Source organism: Neptunicoccus cionae (genome assembly GCF_002860325.1).
GTDB lineage: Bacteria > Pseudomonadota > Alphaproteobacteria > Rhodobacterales > Rhodobacteraceae > Amylibacter > Amylibacter lutimaris.
The window spans coordinates 1-14,967 of the sequence record NZ_PKOJ01000001.1; the positions used below are offsets into that span (position 1 = coordinate 1).

General features: G+C 57.0%; 13 protein-coding genes. 2 read left to right on the plus strand and 11 right to left on the minus strand.

Annotated elements, in window-relative coordinates:
* Nucleotides 1-317: 317 nt before the first annotated feature.
* From C0U40_RS00005 to C0U40_RS00050, 10 genes are all read right to left on the minus strand, one after another.
* Nucleotides 318-1,772, minus strand: a complete 1,455-nt coding sequence (locus C0U40_RS00005) for an NAD-dependent succinate-semialdehyde dehydrogenase (RefSeq protein ID WP_101653719.1) — start codon at nt 1,770-1,772, stop codon at nt 318-320.
* Between the two features lie 3 nt (nt 1,773-1,775).
* Nucleotides 1,776-3,053, minus strand: coding sequence for a 4-aminobutyrate--2-oxoglutarate transaminase (locus C0U40_RS00010; protein ID WP_101653720.1), 1,278 nt, complete (start codon nt 3,051-3,053; stop codon nt 1,776-1,778).
* A gap of 112 nt (nt 3,054-3,165) precedes the next feature.
* Complete coding sequence (locus tag C0U40_RS00015; protein ID WP_101653721.1) at nt 3,166-3,852, minus strand: type 1 glutamine amidotransferase; 687 nt, start codon at nt 3,850-3,852, stop codon at nt 3,166-3,168.
* Nucleotides 3,853-3,862: 10 nt separating this feature from the next.
* Nucleotides 3,863-4,834 carry an agmatinase gene (gene speB, locus C0U40_RS00020; RefSeq protein ID WP_101653722.1) on the minus strand — a complete coding sequence of 324 codons (972 nt, stop codon included), beginning with the start codon at nt 4,832-4,834 and terminating at the stop codon, nt 3,863-3,865.
* Nucleotides 4,818-5,630 carry an ABC transporter permease subunit gene (locus C0U40_RS00025; protein ID WP_101653723.1) on the minus strand — a complete coding sequence of 271 codons (813 nt, stop codon included), beginning with the start codon at nt 5,628-5,630 and terminating at the stop codon, nt 4,818-4,820. Before C0U40_RS00025 ends, speB begins: the two co-directional genes overlap by 17 nt.
* Nucleotides 5,630-6,505, minus strand: a complete 876-nt coding sequence (locus C0U40_RS00030) for an ABC transporter permease subunit (RefSeq protein ID WP_435673781.1) — start codon at nt 6,503-6,505, stop codon at nt 5,630-5,632. The genes C0U40_RS00025 and C0U40_RS00030 overlap by 1 nt, the downstream gene beginning before the upstream one ends.
* 71 nt (nt 6,506-6,576) lie before the next feature.
* Nucleotides 6,577-7,716 carry an ABC transporter ATP-binding protein gene (locus C0U40_RS00035; RefSeq protein ID WP_101653725.1) on the minus strand — a complete coding sequence of 380 codons (1,140 nt, stop codon included), beginning with the start codon at nt 7,714-7,716 and terminating at the stop codon, nt 6,577-6,579.
* Nucleotides 7,717-7,779: 63 nt separating this feature from the next.
* Nucleotides 7,780-8,862: a polyamine ABC transporter substrate-binding protein gene (locus C0U40_RS00040; protein ID WP_101653726.1), complete on the minus strand. Its 1,083-nt coding sequence runs from the start codon at nt 8,860-8,862 to the stop codon at nt 7,780-7,782.
* Between the two features lie 32 nt (nt 8,863-8,894).
* Complete coding sequence (locus tag C0U40_RS00045) at nt 8,895-10,205, minus strand: NAD(P)/FAD-dependent oxidoreductase (protein WP_101653727.1); 1,311 nt, start codon at nt 10,203-10,205, stop codon at nt 8,895-8,897.
* A complete protein-coding gene (locus tag C0U40_RS00050) occupies nt 10,205-11,554 on the minus strand; it encodes a glutamine synthetase family protein (protein WP_101653728.1) in 1,350 nt (449 codons plus the stop codon). Before C0U40_RS00050 ends, C0U40_RS00045 begins: the two co-directional genes overlap by 1 nt.
* 128 nt (nt 11,555-11,682) lie before the next feature.
* Here C0U40_RS00050 and C0U40_RS00055 point away from each other — a divergent pair, with 128 nt between their 5' ends.
* Nucleotides 11,683-12,375 carry a GntR family transcriptional regulator gene (locus C0U40_RS00055; RefSeq protein WP_101653729.1) on the plus strand — a complete coding sequence of 231 codons (693 nt, stop codon included), beginning with the start codon at nt 11,683-11,685 and terminating at the stop codon, nt 12,373-12,375.
* Between the two features lie 146 nt (nt 12,376-12,521).
* Nucleotides 12,522-14,027, plus strand: coding sequence for an aldehyde dehydrogenase (locus C0U40_RS00060; protein WP_101653730.1), 1,506 nt, complete (start codon nt 12,522-12,524; stop codon nt 14,025-14,027).
* Here C0U40_RS00060 and C0U40_RS00065 read toward each other — a convergent pair.
* Entirely contained in the window at nt 14,024-14,923 is a 900-nt protein-coding gene (locus tag C0U40_RS00065) for a LysR family transcriptional regulator (protein ID WP_101654743.1), read from the minus strand. The genes C0U40_RS00060 and C0U40_RS00065 overlap by 4 nt on opposite strands.
* Nucleotides 14,924-14,967: the final 44 nt, after the last annotated feature.

Here is a 14,967-nt window from a genome sequence, read left to right on the forward strand (position 1 = left end):
CCCGCAACCCCTTTTTACAGAAAAATCACAATCTTTTTGGAACCCCCTTATTTTATGGGCGTTAATCACCTCACACACCACAAATCCAATCCCTCAAAAACAACCCGAACCGCCCCAAACAACCAATTCACCCTGATAACCCCCGGAAATCCGCCGGAATCACATCTATCGAACACGACTCGCCACGACTCAAACCAACCAGAATCGGGAATCACGGGCGACTCAGGTGGCAAATGGAAAAGACCCGCCACAGAATATCTGTAGCGGGCCTATTTATCAGATCAGCGATCCGGTCGGGGGGTTTAGCGAGCCTTCGATCAGGACACTTCGCCAAAGCACATGTATTTCATCTCCAGAAAATCTTCGACGCCGTATTTGGAACCTTCCCGACCAAGACCGGATTGCTTCACCCCGCCGAACGGAGCCACCTCGGTAGAGATCAGCCCGGTGTTGATCCCGACGATGCCAGTTTCAAGCGCTTCGGCCACACGCCAGATGCGGTTCATGGTGGTAGAGTAGAAATACCCCGCCAGTCCGAATTCTGTGTCGTTGGCCATAGCGATCACATCCTCTTCGGTTTCAAAGCGGAACAGGGGGGCCAGCGGGCCGAAGGTTTCCTCGCGGGCGACCGCCATGTCGGGGGTCACATCTGTCAGGACGGTCGGCTCAAAGAACGTGCCACCCAATGCACTGCGCTGCCCGCCAAGCGCGACTGTCGCGCCTTTGGTTTTGGCATCCGCGATATGCTCTTCCACCTTGCGCACCGCCGCATCGTTAATTAGCGGACCTGTGGTGACGCCGTCCTTCATCCCATCCCCCAGAGACAGCTTGCCAATCGCCGCCTGAAGTTTTTCTGCGAACGCGTCATAGACGCCCGCCTGCACATAGATGCGGTTGGCGCAAACGCAGGTCTGGCCGTTGTTGCGGAACTTGGAGATCATCGCCCCCTCGACCGCTGCATCCAGATCCGCATCGTCGAAGACGATGAAAGGCGCGTTGCCGCCCAGTTCCAGCGACATCTTCTTGATGGTGTCGGCACATTGCTGCATCAGGATTTTGCCCACACGGGTCGAGCCGGTGAAGGTGATCTTTGCCACTTTGGGATTGGCGCAGAGCTCCTGTCCGATTTCCGCAGAGCGCGAGCTTGGGATGATGTTGAGCACACCCGCCGGAATACCGGCCCGTTCCCCCAGAACCGCCATAGCCGTCGCAGACAGCGGGGTGAGTTCGGCGGGGCGGGCCACAAAGCTGCACCCTACGGCCAGCGCGGGCGCGACCTTGCGGGCAATCATCGCGTTTGGAAAGTTCCACGGCGTGATAGAGCCGACAACACCAACGGGCTGTTTGATCACGACGATGCGCTTGTCCCGCTGGTGCCCCGGAATCACATCGCCGTAGATGCGTTTGGCTTCTTCCGCGAACCATTCGATAAAGGAGGCCCCGTAAAGGATCTCCCCTTTGGCTTCGGGTAGGGGCTTGCCCATTTCGGCGGTCAGGATCGCGGCCAGATCGTCGGCGTTCTCAACGATCAGGTCGAACCAGCGCCGCAGAACAGCCGCGCGTTCCTTACCTGTCCATGCGGCCCAGTCTTTCTGGGCTTTATAGGCGTGGTCGATCGCAGCGGCGGTTTCAGCGACACTTATATCTGTCACATCTGCGATTTTCGCGCCGGTGGCCGGATTGGTCACGGTGAAGGTTTCGCCGTTGCTGACCCATTCCCCGTTGATATAGGCCCGCGGCTCCAGCAGGCTCGGGTCTTTCAGATCGAGCATGCCTCAGCCTTTCTTCGCGGCTTCGATGGATTGTTCCAGCAGGTCGAGCCCTTCGGCAAAAACATCATCCGGAATGGTGATCGGCGCAAGGAAACGCACAACATTGCCGTAGGTGCCGCAGGTCAGAAGGATCAGGTTTCGTTTCATGCCTTCCGCGCGCACGCGGTTGGCGAAATCCGCATCCGGCGCGCTGCCGTCCGCTGTGTTGAATTCTGCTGCAACCATGAAGCCCGGCCCGCGCACGTCGACCATCTGGGGTGTGGACTGGCGGATCTGCTCCAGCCGCTGTTTCAAACGGGAGCCAAGCTCGTTGGCGCGGTTGCACAGATCTTCTTCCTCGATCACGTCAAGAACCGCATGAGCGGCAGCAACACCCATCGGGCTGCCGCCATAAGTGCCACCCAGACCGCCCGGATTGGCCGCATCCATCAGATCGGCGCGACCGGTGACAGCGGCCAGCGGGAAGCCACCAGCGAGACCTTTGGCCATAGTCGTGATATCCGCACTGACATCATAACCGTCCATTGCGAACAGGTTGCCGGTGCGTGCAAAGCCGGTCTGCACCTCATCCGCGATCATGACGATACCGTGCTCGTCGCACAGCTTGCGCAAGCCACGCATCAGGTCTGCCGGTGCTTCGTAGAATCCGCCCTCGCCCTGTACCGGTTCGATGATGATCGCTGCAACACGGGCCGGATCGAGATCCGCCTTGAACAGTTTGGTAATCGCGCCGAGCGACTGTTCGACTGGCACATCGTGCAGGTCGATCGGGAACGGCACGTGATAGACATCGGGCATCATCGCGCCAAAGCCTTTTTTATACGGCTCGACCTTTCCAGTCAGGCTCATACCCATGAAGGTCCGGCCGTGAAAGCCGCCCCCAAAGGCAATGACTGCCGGACGGTTGGTGGCAATCCGTGCCACCTTGATCGCATTCTCCACCGCTTCGGCGCCGGTGGTGACAAAGACGGTTTTCTTGTCAAAGTCGCCGGGAACCTTTTCGTTCAGACGTTCAGCCAGACGGACATAGTTTTCGTATGGGACAACCTGATGGCAGGTATGGGTGAACGCGTGAAGCTGCTTTTCAGCCGCCGCAATCACTTTGGGGTGGCAGTGGCCGGTGTTCACCACAGCAATCCCGGCGGCGAAATCGATGTAGCGGTTGCCTTCAATATCCCAGATCTCGGCATTGAGGGCGCGTTCGGCATAGACTTGCGTCATCATGCCAACGCCACGCGATATTGCGGCTTCGCGTCGGGTGTTAACTTCTGCGTTTTTCATTCGTGTTAACCTTCTGTAACTGGTTGTAAGCTGTGATGGCCCTCAAACGGGCGGTATATGTCTGGGTATTGAGCGTGCATTTATCAGGCCTGTTGGCGATGTCGCCCCCCGATTACGCAGGCTTTGCGTTCTGTCGGAAGAAATCGTCGAACATCTGTGCGTAGTCAGGTGAATCAAGTCGCGTCTGCAAACCGGCGCGCGCTTTTTCCAGAATAGCGTCGGGCAATATATCACCACGGGCTGTCAACAGATCGCCCATAAATTCCGGCGTGAATTCGGGATGGGGCTGCACTGTCAAGGCGCGGTTGCCATAGGCCAGCATTGCGTTGGCGCAGAAATCAGTAGTGCCGATGATCTCGGCGTCTTCCGGCACTCGGGTGATCTGGTCCTGATGCCATGCCATGATCCGGTCGGTACGGCCGTCCGTGCGATTGTAGGTCACCGGCCCGACCTGCCAGCCTCCGGTGAATTTTTCCACCTTGCCGCCCAGCGCCTGTGCCAGAATCTGATGGCCGAAACAGACCCCCACAATCGGGATGGCAGCGGCATAAGCCCGCCGCAGGAAATCTTCCAGCGGCGGTATCCAGTCGTGATCCTCATAGGCGCCGAACTTCGATCCGGTGATCAACCAGCCATCCGCATCCATTACGGTGTCAGGAAACACCCCATCCAGAACCGGATAGGTGTCAAAGCTGAACCCTCGCCCTGCCAGAAGCCGAATGAACAGGTCGTTATAATCGCCGTGTTTCTCCCGCATCTCTTGGGGAGTGTGGCCGGTCTGTAGAATTCCGATCTTCATAGAAACACCTTTAAATCCTGCCGACCTCAACGCCCTGTGCCCCTTTGGCCTTGGCCAGAAGGCACAGCCAGTCATGGGCTACAGTTGCCGCCGCAATTGCGGTGATTTCGGACACATCGTAAGGGGGCGAAACCTCTACCACATCCAGTCCGATCAGGTTCAGCCCTTCCATCCCGCGAATGAACTCCAACGCTTGCCAGGATGCAAGCCCTCCTGCAACCGGCGTGCCGGTTCCCGGCGCAAAGGCAGGGTCCATCCCATCCACATCAAAGGAGATATAGACGGGCGCCTCCCCTGCCCGTTCCCGCGCCACTTCAATCGCAGCGGCAATGCCGTTGCGGTGAATCCACGGGCTGGTCATGATTTCAAACCCGAAATCATCGTCATTATAGGTACGCAGTCCGACTTGGGTGGATTTTACCACATCAATGATCCCCTCGCGCGCCGCCCGCAGGAACATTGTGCCGTGATCCATCCGTGCGCCGTCATCGTCCCAAGTATCACAATGGGCATCAAACTGGATCAGTGCCACCGGCCCGTGCTTTTCCGCATGCGCTTTCAGCAGCGGATAGGCGATAGAGTGATCCCCGCCCAGCGTCAGCAGCTTTGCACCGCTTTCAATAATCCGCGCGGCATGTGCCTCAATCGCGGGGCGCACGGTTTCGGGGTGATGCGGGTCCAGATGCACATCGCCATAATCGACCACCGACAGGGTTTCAAAAGGGTCGAACCCGAAGGGAAAGGCTTTCAACTCTGCCAGTTGGACCGAGGCTGCACGGATCGCCTGCGGGCCAAGCCGACAGCCCGGACGAAACGTCACCGCATTGTCAAACGGAACGCCGGTGACGGCCACATCCACACCTTCAAGATTGCGGGAATAATTGCGGCGCAGAAAGCTAAGCGCGCCGCCGTAGGTCATTTCTTCCCAACGCCCTTTTGTGGTGTCGCTCCGCAAAAATGCCTGATCACCGTTCTGCGCCATGTTTCTTACTCCTGCTGATTTCAAGGGCGGCAGCGATGATCCCCAAGGACACGATGCCGATTATAATAGTGGCCAGTGCGTTCACGTCGGGGCTGACCCCCAAGCGCACTTTGGAAAAGACGACCATGGGCAGGGTCGAAGCCCCCGGACCGGATACAAAGCTGGCAATGACCAAATCGTCGAGGCTCAACGTGAACACCAGCAACCAACCAGACAGCAAGGCAGGTGCCATCACAGGCAGCGTTACACCGAAAAATACCCGTACCGGACGCGCACCCAGATCCTGCGCCGCCTCTTCAATCGACAGGTCCATATCCACCAAACGGGACTGGATCACCACGGCAGCATAGGCCGCGCCAAAAGTGGAGTGGGCAATGATGATCGTCAACATCCCGCGCCCGCCCGGCCAGCCGATCAACCCCTGCATCGCCACGAACAGCAGCAGCAGTGACAGACCAATGATCACTTCGGGCATTACCAGCGGAGCAGTAATCATCATGCTCAGCAAGCCTTTGGTGCGAAACTTCTTGAACCGGATCAGCACAAAGGAACCCACCGTCCCGATCACAATGGCCAGAGTCGCGCTGATAAGGGCAATCTTGATGCTGACCCATGCCGCCTCAAGTATTTGGGGGTCGCGGAACAGTTCTGCATACCATTTGGTTGAAAACCCGCCCCAAACTGTCACCAGTTTGCTTTCGTTGAAGCTGAAGATTACCAGCGACACGATCGGTGCATAAAGAAAGACAAAGCCGAGCAGCGCGACTATCTTCAGAAACCTGGATTGCTGGCCCATCACTGCACCTCCGCTTCGGCGGCCTGCGCCTTGCGCAACAGCATGATCGGGATGACCAGCACAACCAGCATGACAATCGCCACAGCCGAGGCAATCGGCCAGTCGCGGTTGGAAAAGAACTCGTTCCACAAGACCCGACCGATCATCAGCGTATCCGGCCCGCCCAGAAGGGCCGGAATGACGAACTCTCCAACAGCGGGAATAAAGACCAGCATACATCCCGCGATAATCCCGCTTGCAGACAGGGGCAGGGTCACGGTGAAGAATGTCGTGATCGGACGCGCCCCCAGATCGGCAGACGCCTCCAGATAGGATTGGTCCAGCTTCACCAGATTGGCAAACAGCGGCAGGATCATGAACGGCAGGTAGGTGTAAACGATACCGATATAGACCGCAAAATCGGTTTGCAGCATGACCAGAGGCTCGTTGATCAGACCGATCTTCATCAGAATGTTGTTGATAATCCCGTTGCCCTTCAGAAAGCCGATCCACGCATACACACGCAGCAGGAAAGAGGTCCAGAACGGCAGGATCACCAGCATCAGAAGGATGTTTCTGGTGTCCGGCGCAGAGCGGGCAATCAGATAGGCCATCGGGTAGCCGACAAGCAGGGTGATCACCGTCGACACGGCCGCAATCTTCACCGACTCTATATAGGCGGACAGATACAGCGGATCGTCGAACAGGAACAGGTAGTTGCCAAAGTTCAGCGTGATGTTGAGAAAACCGTCATCCCAGTTCCACAACGGCAAATAGGGTGGACGGGCAATGGCGGCTTCGGACAGGGAGATTTTCGCGACCACAAGAAACGGCAGGAGAAAGAACAAAAACAGCCACAGGACCGGAATGGCAATCACCAGCCCGCGGCCACGCAGCCCGATCCGGTGCAGCGCACGGCCCAGAAAGGCGCCACCGGGCAGTTTTCCGTTCAGGGTTTCCCGCTGGCTCATGCTGTCACCACAACACCGGCGCGGCCCGCCCAGCCAAGGTTGACCCTGTCGCCATAGGTCGGCGCATCCTCGTTGGAACGGGTCCGGTTCGACTGGCTGACGCGGACACGTTTGCCGCTGTCCAGCAGTACGTGATAAACGGACACATTCCCCATATAGGCGATTTCATCCACTGTGCCGGTCGTCCTGTTGCGCATGTCCCCCAGATCGGCCTTGCTGATCTCCATCTTTTCAGGGCGCACGGCGATGGCGATCTGCTGGCCTTCAACGCCGCTGACCGCATAGGGCACATAGATGTCAGTGCCCGCTTCCGGCGAAGCAATCACCACATGGTTTTCGCCGTCCTCTTTAATGCGTCCTTCAAACAGGTTCACCGAGCCGATGAAATCCGCCACAAACCGGTTGCGCGGAAATTCGTAGATTTCATGGGGGGTGCCGACCTGTACAATCTCGCCCTTGTTCATCACCCCGATCCGGCTGGACAGGGTCATCGCCTCTTCCTGATCGTGCGTCACCACAACAAAAGTCACGCCAAGGCTTTCCTGAATTTTTATCAACTCGAACTGGGTTTCCTCGCGCAGCTTCTTGTCGAGCGCGCCCAGAGGTTCATCCAGCATTAGAAGTTTGGGCTTTTTCACCAGCGAACGGGCCAGCGCGACCCGCTGGCGTTGCCCGCCCGAAAGCTGGTGGGGTTTGCGCGTGGCAAAACCGTCCATCTGCACCAGCGACAGGATGTCAGTCACACGGGTTGCGATTTCCTTTTTCGGCAGACCGTCCCGCTTGAGCCCGTAGGCAATATTCTTTTCCACAGTCATATGCGGGAACAGCGCATAGGACTGGAACATCATATTGGTCTGGCGGTCATAGGGCGCAACGCCCGCCTGATCCTCTCCGTCGATGATGATCTGGCCCGAGGTGGGAACCTCAAACCCCGAAAGCATCCGCAACAGGGTGGATTTGCCACAACCCGATCCACCGAGCAGGCAGAAGATCTCACCTTTGTACACATCGAGCGAGACATTCTCGACCGCCACAACAGAACCGAATTTCTTGGTGATATTCTTGATCTGCATGAAAGGAACGGCATCCGGCGCGTCCCAAGGTTTTGCAGTGGTCGATGTTTGACTGGTGGTCATTGAACTGTCCCTCAAATGGTCAGGCCGGGCGTCGCTCTGACAGGAGCACGCCCGACCGATATTTCATTGGCCTGTCTTGATCGTGGTCCATGCACGGGTCAGGGACCGGTCATAGCGGGGGGTATGGGGCCGCAGGGAAAACAGGTTCGCCTGAACCTCTTTGGACGGATAGATACCCGGATCATTGCGCACCTCGTCATCTACGAACTCTGTCGCAGCTGTGTTCGGGTTGGCATAATAGACGTAATTGGTCACCGCTGCCGCGACTTCCGGCCGAAGGATATAGTCGATGAACTTCAGCGCATTTGCAGCGTTTGGCGCATCGTCAGGGATGGCAAGCATGTCAAATCCGACCTGTCCGCCTTCTTTGGGAATGGCATAGGCGACTTCGACACCCTGATTGGCCTCGGCTGCACGGTCACGGGCCTGCAAGACATCACCGGAATAGCCGACAGAGACGCAAATATCCCCATTGGCCAGATCGTTGATGTACTGGGAAGAATGGAAGTAACGGATATGCGGGCGCACGGACAGCAGCAGGTCGGTGGCTTTCTCAAGGTCGGCCTTATCTTCGGAGTTCGGATCAATCCCGAGGTAATTCAGCGCAGGCGCCATGATTTCTGACGGGCTGTCGAGCACTGCAATCCCGCAATCCGCCAGTTTCGCGGCGGTTTCAGGGTCGAAAACCATATCCCAGCTGCCGATCTTTTCCGCGTCGATCCGCTCGGATACGGCTTTGACGTTATAGCCCAATCCGGTGGTGAACATCATATAAGGAACACCGTGGGTATTGTCGGGGTCGTTCACCGCCAGAATTTCAAGAATTTGCGGATCAAGGTTGCCATAGTTCGACAGGGCTTCCTTATCGATCTTTGCGAATACACCGGCCTGTGCCTGACGGGCCATGAACTCGATAGATGGAACCACAACATCGTACCCGCTGGAACCTGTCAGCATCTTGGCTTCCAGAACCTCGTTACTGTCAAACACATCGTAATTCACCTTGATGCCTGTTTCGGCCTCAAAATTCGCGATGGTGTCTTCGGCAATGTAATCCGACCAGTTGTAAACGTTCAGTTCACCCTCGGCCAACGCGTTCCCCGCACCCAATGCCAGAACAGCGCAAGTTGTTAAGATAGTCTTCATTTCATTCTCCCTAAATTGATTGAAGGTTTTGTTTATATTCCGAGCCGGTCCCGCACTCCGTACCACCACGATCCGGCGACCGAGTAAGGCACGCGGAACATCCGCCCGCCCGGGAACGGGTACCAAGGCACATTCTCGAACACGTCAAAGCGTGAGATATCGCCATCAATTGCTTCCGACAGAATGCGCCCGAAGGTGTGCGATCCGGTTACACCGTGGCCGGAGTAGCCGTGGGCAAAATAGGTGTTTTTCCCGATCCGCCCCATCTGGGGCACACGGCTGAAGGACAGGGCGAAATTACCGCTCCACGCGTAATCCACCTTTACGTTCTTCAGTTGCGGGAACACTTTTTCCATATTGCCCCGCAGCTTTGCCTCGATGTCGCGCGGATCAGCCCCGCCATAAACCGTGCCGCCGCCAAACAGCATGCGCTTGTCACCGGACAGTCGGTAATAATCCAGAATGTAGCGAATATCTTCAACGCAGGCGTCTTGGGGCAGCAGCGAATGGGCCAGTTCCTCGCCCAGCGGCTCTGTCGCCATGACCTGCGTGGACACGGGCATCACGCGGGACGTCAGTGTCGGCACCACATGCCCCAGATAGGCATTGCCGCACAGCACCAGAGCTTTACAGGTCAGCGTGCCCTGCGTGGTGGTCACAACAGGACGGACCGCATCGGTGTCCACCGCTGTCACCATCGACATTTCGTAGATCGTACCACCCAGCATCTCGAACGCGGCCGCTTCCCCAAGCGCGAGGTTGAGCGGGTGCATATGGCCGCCGGAATGATCGATCAGTCCACCTTCATAAAGGTCGGAATTGATATGTTCACGCAGTTGCACCTTGTCCAACATCTCTTGGTTGTTGATGCCGTAGCTTTCCCAAAGTGCCTTGCGCTCTTCCAGCTCTTTCATATGGGCCTTGGTTAGGCCTGTGAAAATATTCTTATCCTTCAGATCGCACTGGATGTTGTAGGTCTTGATCCGCTCGCGGATGATCTCGCCGCCTTCCTGCACCAGACCGGCCACAAAGGTTGCCGTGTCCTGTCCGTAGCGTTTCTTGATTGTCTGAAGGCTGGCATTCAGACCGTTCACAATCTGCCCGCCATTGCGCCCCGAAGCACCCCAGCCAACCCGCGCGCCCTCTACGATAGCAACGTTATAGCCTTTTTCGACAAGATGCAGGCCAGTGGACAGACCGGAATAACCGGCACCGACGATACAGACATCCACCTCTTGCGCCCCAACCAGTGGCGGGCGCTCCGGCGCCGGATTGGCGGAAGCAGCATAATAGCTCTTTGTGTGGCTGCCATCACCGGCATAGTGTTTCGGCTTGGTCCCCATCAAACGATCTCCAGATAGGAATGATATTCAAAATCAGTAACATAGCGCGAGAACCGCTTGAGTTCCTGCGCTTTACATTCCACCAGCAGGGTTTGCAGTTGTTCCGAAAAAATCTCGGGTACGTGCGAACCCACAGCGAAAGCCTCAATCGCGCTGGCCCAGTCGAGCGGCAGATGCGTCAGCTTCTGGCGGTAGGCATCCCCCGTGATAGGCGCGGGCGGTTGCATCTTGTTTTCAATGCCATGCAGGGCACCCCCAAGAATGCTGGTCAGCACCAGATAGGGATTGGCGTCCGCACCGGCGACACGGTGTTCGATGCGCCGCGCCTTGTGGTTGCCGCCCGGAATACGGATTGCCGCGGTGCGGTTTTCATAGCCCCACGCCACACCTGTCGGCGCATGAGCACCGGGCATCAGGCGGCGGTAGGAATTTTCGTGGGGTGCAAAGGTCAGGCTGTTCTGTTGCATGGTCGCCAGCAAGCCCGCCACCGCGCTCAGCATGATGTCCGATCCTTCTTCGCCGCCGTTGTCAAAAACATTGTCGCCGTTTTCGTCCAGCAAAGAGAAATGCACATGGAAACCGCTTCCGGCCCGCGCACCAAACGGTTTTGCCATAAAGGTTGCCGCAAAGCCGTGTTTACGGGCCACACCGCGCACCAGCCGCTTGAACAACACCGCATCGTCTGCCGCTTTCAGCGGATCATTGACATGCAGAAGGTTGATTTCAAACTGCCCTGCCCCGTTTTCGGAAATCGCAGCATCCGCCGGAATATCCTGCTCGGCGCAGGCTTCGTAAACGTCATTCAGAAAAGCATCAAAGTGTTGCAATTCATCCAGCGAAAGAACCCCGTCGGAATCGAGCCTCTTGCCGGATACGGGCGAATGGGGCGCGCGGGGCTGGTCGCCGGAAGGATCAACAAGATAGAATTCCAGTTCGGTCGCCACGACAGGGGTCAGACCCATTGCGGCGTAGCGCTGCACGACAGCGTCCAGCGCACGGCGCGGATCTGCCACGAAGGGTGTCCCGTCTTCCTTGTGCATCCACAACATTGCCATTGCGGACGGGCGCGCTGTCCAGTTGATTGGCAGAAGATCGCGTCCGGTAAATTCACAAACACCGTCGGAATCACCGGTTTCAAAGACAAGGGCGCTATTCTCGATATCTTCACCCCAGATATCCACGCTCACCACCGACAGTGGCATCCTGATTCCGCCGACAATGGCTTTTTCAGCCTGTTCTACAGGAATGCGCTTTCCACGCAGCGTCCCGTTCAGGTCACACACACAGGCGAAAACCGTTTCAACTTCGGGGTGGTTTTCAAACCAGTTCTTTACGTCTTGAGCAAGCATAGCTCCTCCTTTGTGATAGCGATCTAACATATGTGATACCATTTGTGAACTTGCTATTTTCTTTTTTACTTGGGCTTGGGATTTCCGTAGTGTAGGCGCAGAGACTGCCCTGTAAGGGCCGTGCCGAAATGACCGGAAGTACGATAGTGAACATCCCAGAACTCCCCGCTGACGAAGATACGACAGGCCAGGAATCGGTTTATGCACGGCTGCGCCATGCCATCATGATCGGCACGATTGAACCGGGAACCAATCTGACAATGCGCGGTCTTGCGGATGCGATGGGGCTGAGCCCGACTCCCGTGCGCGAAGCTGTCAGACGGCTCAATTCGGAAAACGCCATCGAAATCCTACCCAACCGCCGCATGGCAATTCCGGAAATGACATTAGGCCGGTTTGAGGAACTTGTGGCGCTGAGGGTCACTCTGGAAGTTCACGCTGCCGAGCGGGCTTTACCCTATATATCTGATATTGTTATCGAAAAACTTCAAATGCTGGATGACCGCATGGATGAAGCCCTGCGCGACGAAAACCTTGATAAGCTTACGGTACTGAACCAGAGATTCCACCGGATGCTTTATTGCGTAAATCCGAATCAGGTTTCCATTCCCGCAATTGAAAGCGTCTGGCTGCAGCTTGGCCCGTTTCAGCGGCAGGTGGTCAAACGGGTTAAGGAATTCTACAAGATCGATCGCCACAAAGAAATCCTGAGCGCCCTTCAAGCCCGTGATGTGGCTGCCCTGATGATCGCCACCGAAAGCGACATCCGCGAAGGCATCAGTCGCAGCGGCAGGCGGGTGTTAACCGACGGTATAGGCTGACAGTAAGCCTTCAGCCCTTACGCAGTTTAAGACTCCGGTACGCGGATCAGCCCCCTAAGCAACGAATCAACCCGACTTCACTTGCCCATATTCGAAATTTTGTGATACCTTTTGGAAAAACGACATCACAAATAAGGCAGCGCAAAATGACCGTACATTCAAAACAGGACTGGCACGCCAAAGCAGAGTCTCTTCGAATCAGCCACAGGATGGTGATTGGCGGGAATTCAGTGGATGCCGCATCCGGCGAAACCTTCGCCTCGATCAGCCCGATTGACGGCCGCATGCTGGCGCAGGTTGCCTGCGGCGGTTTGGAGGACGTGAACCGCGCAGCGTCGGCCGCGCGCCGCGCATTCGAAGACGGCCGCTGGGCTGCCCGCCCTCCGGCAGAACGTAAACTGGTGCTGCGCAGGTTTGCCGATCTTATTCGCGCCCACAGAGACGAACTCGCGCTTCTGGAAACTCTCGACATGGGTAAGCCCATCTCGGACAGCACCTCAATTGATGTGCGTGCGGTTTCTAACTGTTTTGACTGGTACGGCGAGGCTATCGACAAAATCTATGATGAAATCGCCCCCACGGCGGCCAGTGCCGTCGCTATGGTAACAAAAGAACCGCTGGGCGTGGTGGCTGCTGTCGTGCCATGGAATTTCCCGATGCTGATGGCCGCATGGAAGGTCGCGCCCGCGCTTGCCACTGGAAACTCCGTCATTTTGAAACCTGCCGAACAATCGCCTCTGTCCGCGATCCGTCTGGCCGAACTGGCACTGGAAGCTGGCATCCCAGAAGGTGTCTTTAATGTCGTCACCGGCAGCGGGCCGGAGGTTGGCCGCGCCCTTGGGTTGCATATGGATGTAGACGGTCTGTTCTTCACCGGTTCCACGCAGGTTGGAAAGTATTTTATGGAGTATTCTGCACAATCCAATCTGAAACGGCTCGGGCTGGAACTGGGCGGGAAAAGTCCCAACATCATCCTGTCAAGCTATCCCGATACAGAACATGCGGCCAGCACCTCGGCCCATTCGGCTTTCTTCAACCAAGGTGAAATGTGCACCTGTCCCAGCCGCCTGATCGTTGAACGCTCCATTCAGGACGAAGTTGTTGAAACCCTGTTGAATGTCAGCCGCGAATATTTGCCCGCAGATCCGCTGGATCCGGCGACCCGCATGGGAGCGATCGTGGACGCACGCCACGCAACCCGTGTTCTGGAGTTCGCAGACCACGCCAGAGCCGATGGCGCAGAGGTCATCACAGGCGGAAAGCGGGCGCTGGAGGAAACCGGTGGCAGCTATATTGAGCCGACAATCTTCAACAACGCTACAAATGACATGCGGATCGCGCAGGAAGAAATTTTCGGCCCGATGTTAACCGTGATACCCGTGGACAGTCTGGATGAAGCGATCACAGTGGCAAATGACAGTTGTTACGGTCTGGCATCAGCCGTCTGGACCGATGATCTGGCAACGGCCCATAAAGTTTCCAAAAGCATCCGCGCCGGTCTGGTCTATGTGAACTGCTATGATTGCGATGACATGACGACACCTTTCGGCGGCTTTAAGGAATCCGGAATCGGGCGGGACAAGTCGTTGCACGCGCTGGACAAATACGTCGAACTGAAGACCACGTGGATCAACATCTCTGGCAGGTCCTAACCGGCTGCGGCGGTGCGGTGCAGCCAGTCTGCGAAACTGTCCATCGTCGGACTGTCAATGCTAGCGGCGGGCCGGATCAGCGCATAAGGTGTTGACCCGTCCATCCCCTGCGGATGGACCTGCCGCAGGGACCCCGCCGCCAGCGCGGATTGCACGAAAATATCCGGCAAAAGTGCAATCCCCAGCCCGGCCTGTGCTGCAGAGATCACCATCTCGAAATGTTGCACGCGCGGCCCCTGAAGCCGTTCCTGCGGCCGCACACCAAGTTGAAAAAACCAGTCGTTCCAAAGCTCCGGACGTGTGGCAAGCTGGATCAGCGGGAAGGCAGCCAGTTGTTCGGGCGACAGCAGCTCCGCCCCGTTCAGCAACTCCGGCGCGGCCACCGTAATCAGTGTTTCATCCAGAAGGTGCCGCACATCCGTGCCCTTGCGCGCCATAACCGCTCTTTGAATCGCGGCGTCAAAAGGGCTTTCGTCGAAATCCACCGGATGCAGGGCAGATGTCAGGTCGATGGATACATCGGGACAGGCTTTCAGAAATTCCGGCAGCCGCGGGATAAGCCATGTAGAAGCGAGCGTCGGCAACACCGCCAGCCGCAACACGTCGCCACCCTTGCCAAAGGCCATTGTCATACGGGCCGAACGGTCCAGCGCCGCCAGTATTTCGCGGGATTCATGCACCATTGCCCGCCCGGCATCAGACAGCTGCAAGCGTTTGCGCACCCTGTGGAACAGTTGCACGCCAAGGCGTTCCTCCAGCGAGCGGATCGACCGGCTGACTGCACTTTGCGTCAGGTTCAGCGCCTCCGCCGCGCGAGAAACAGACCCGAGATCGCCACAAAACACCAAGGCACGCAGCTCCGGTATGCTGGGGGTATAGTTAGGACGCAGGACCATAATATTACAAAAACTCATCAACTGTGGAATTTCTATCGTTATTA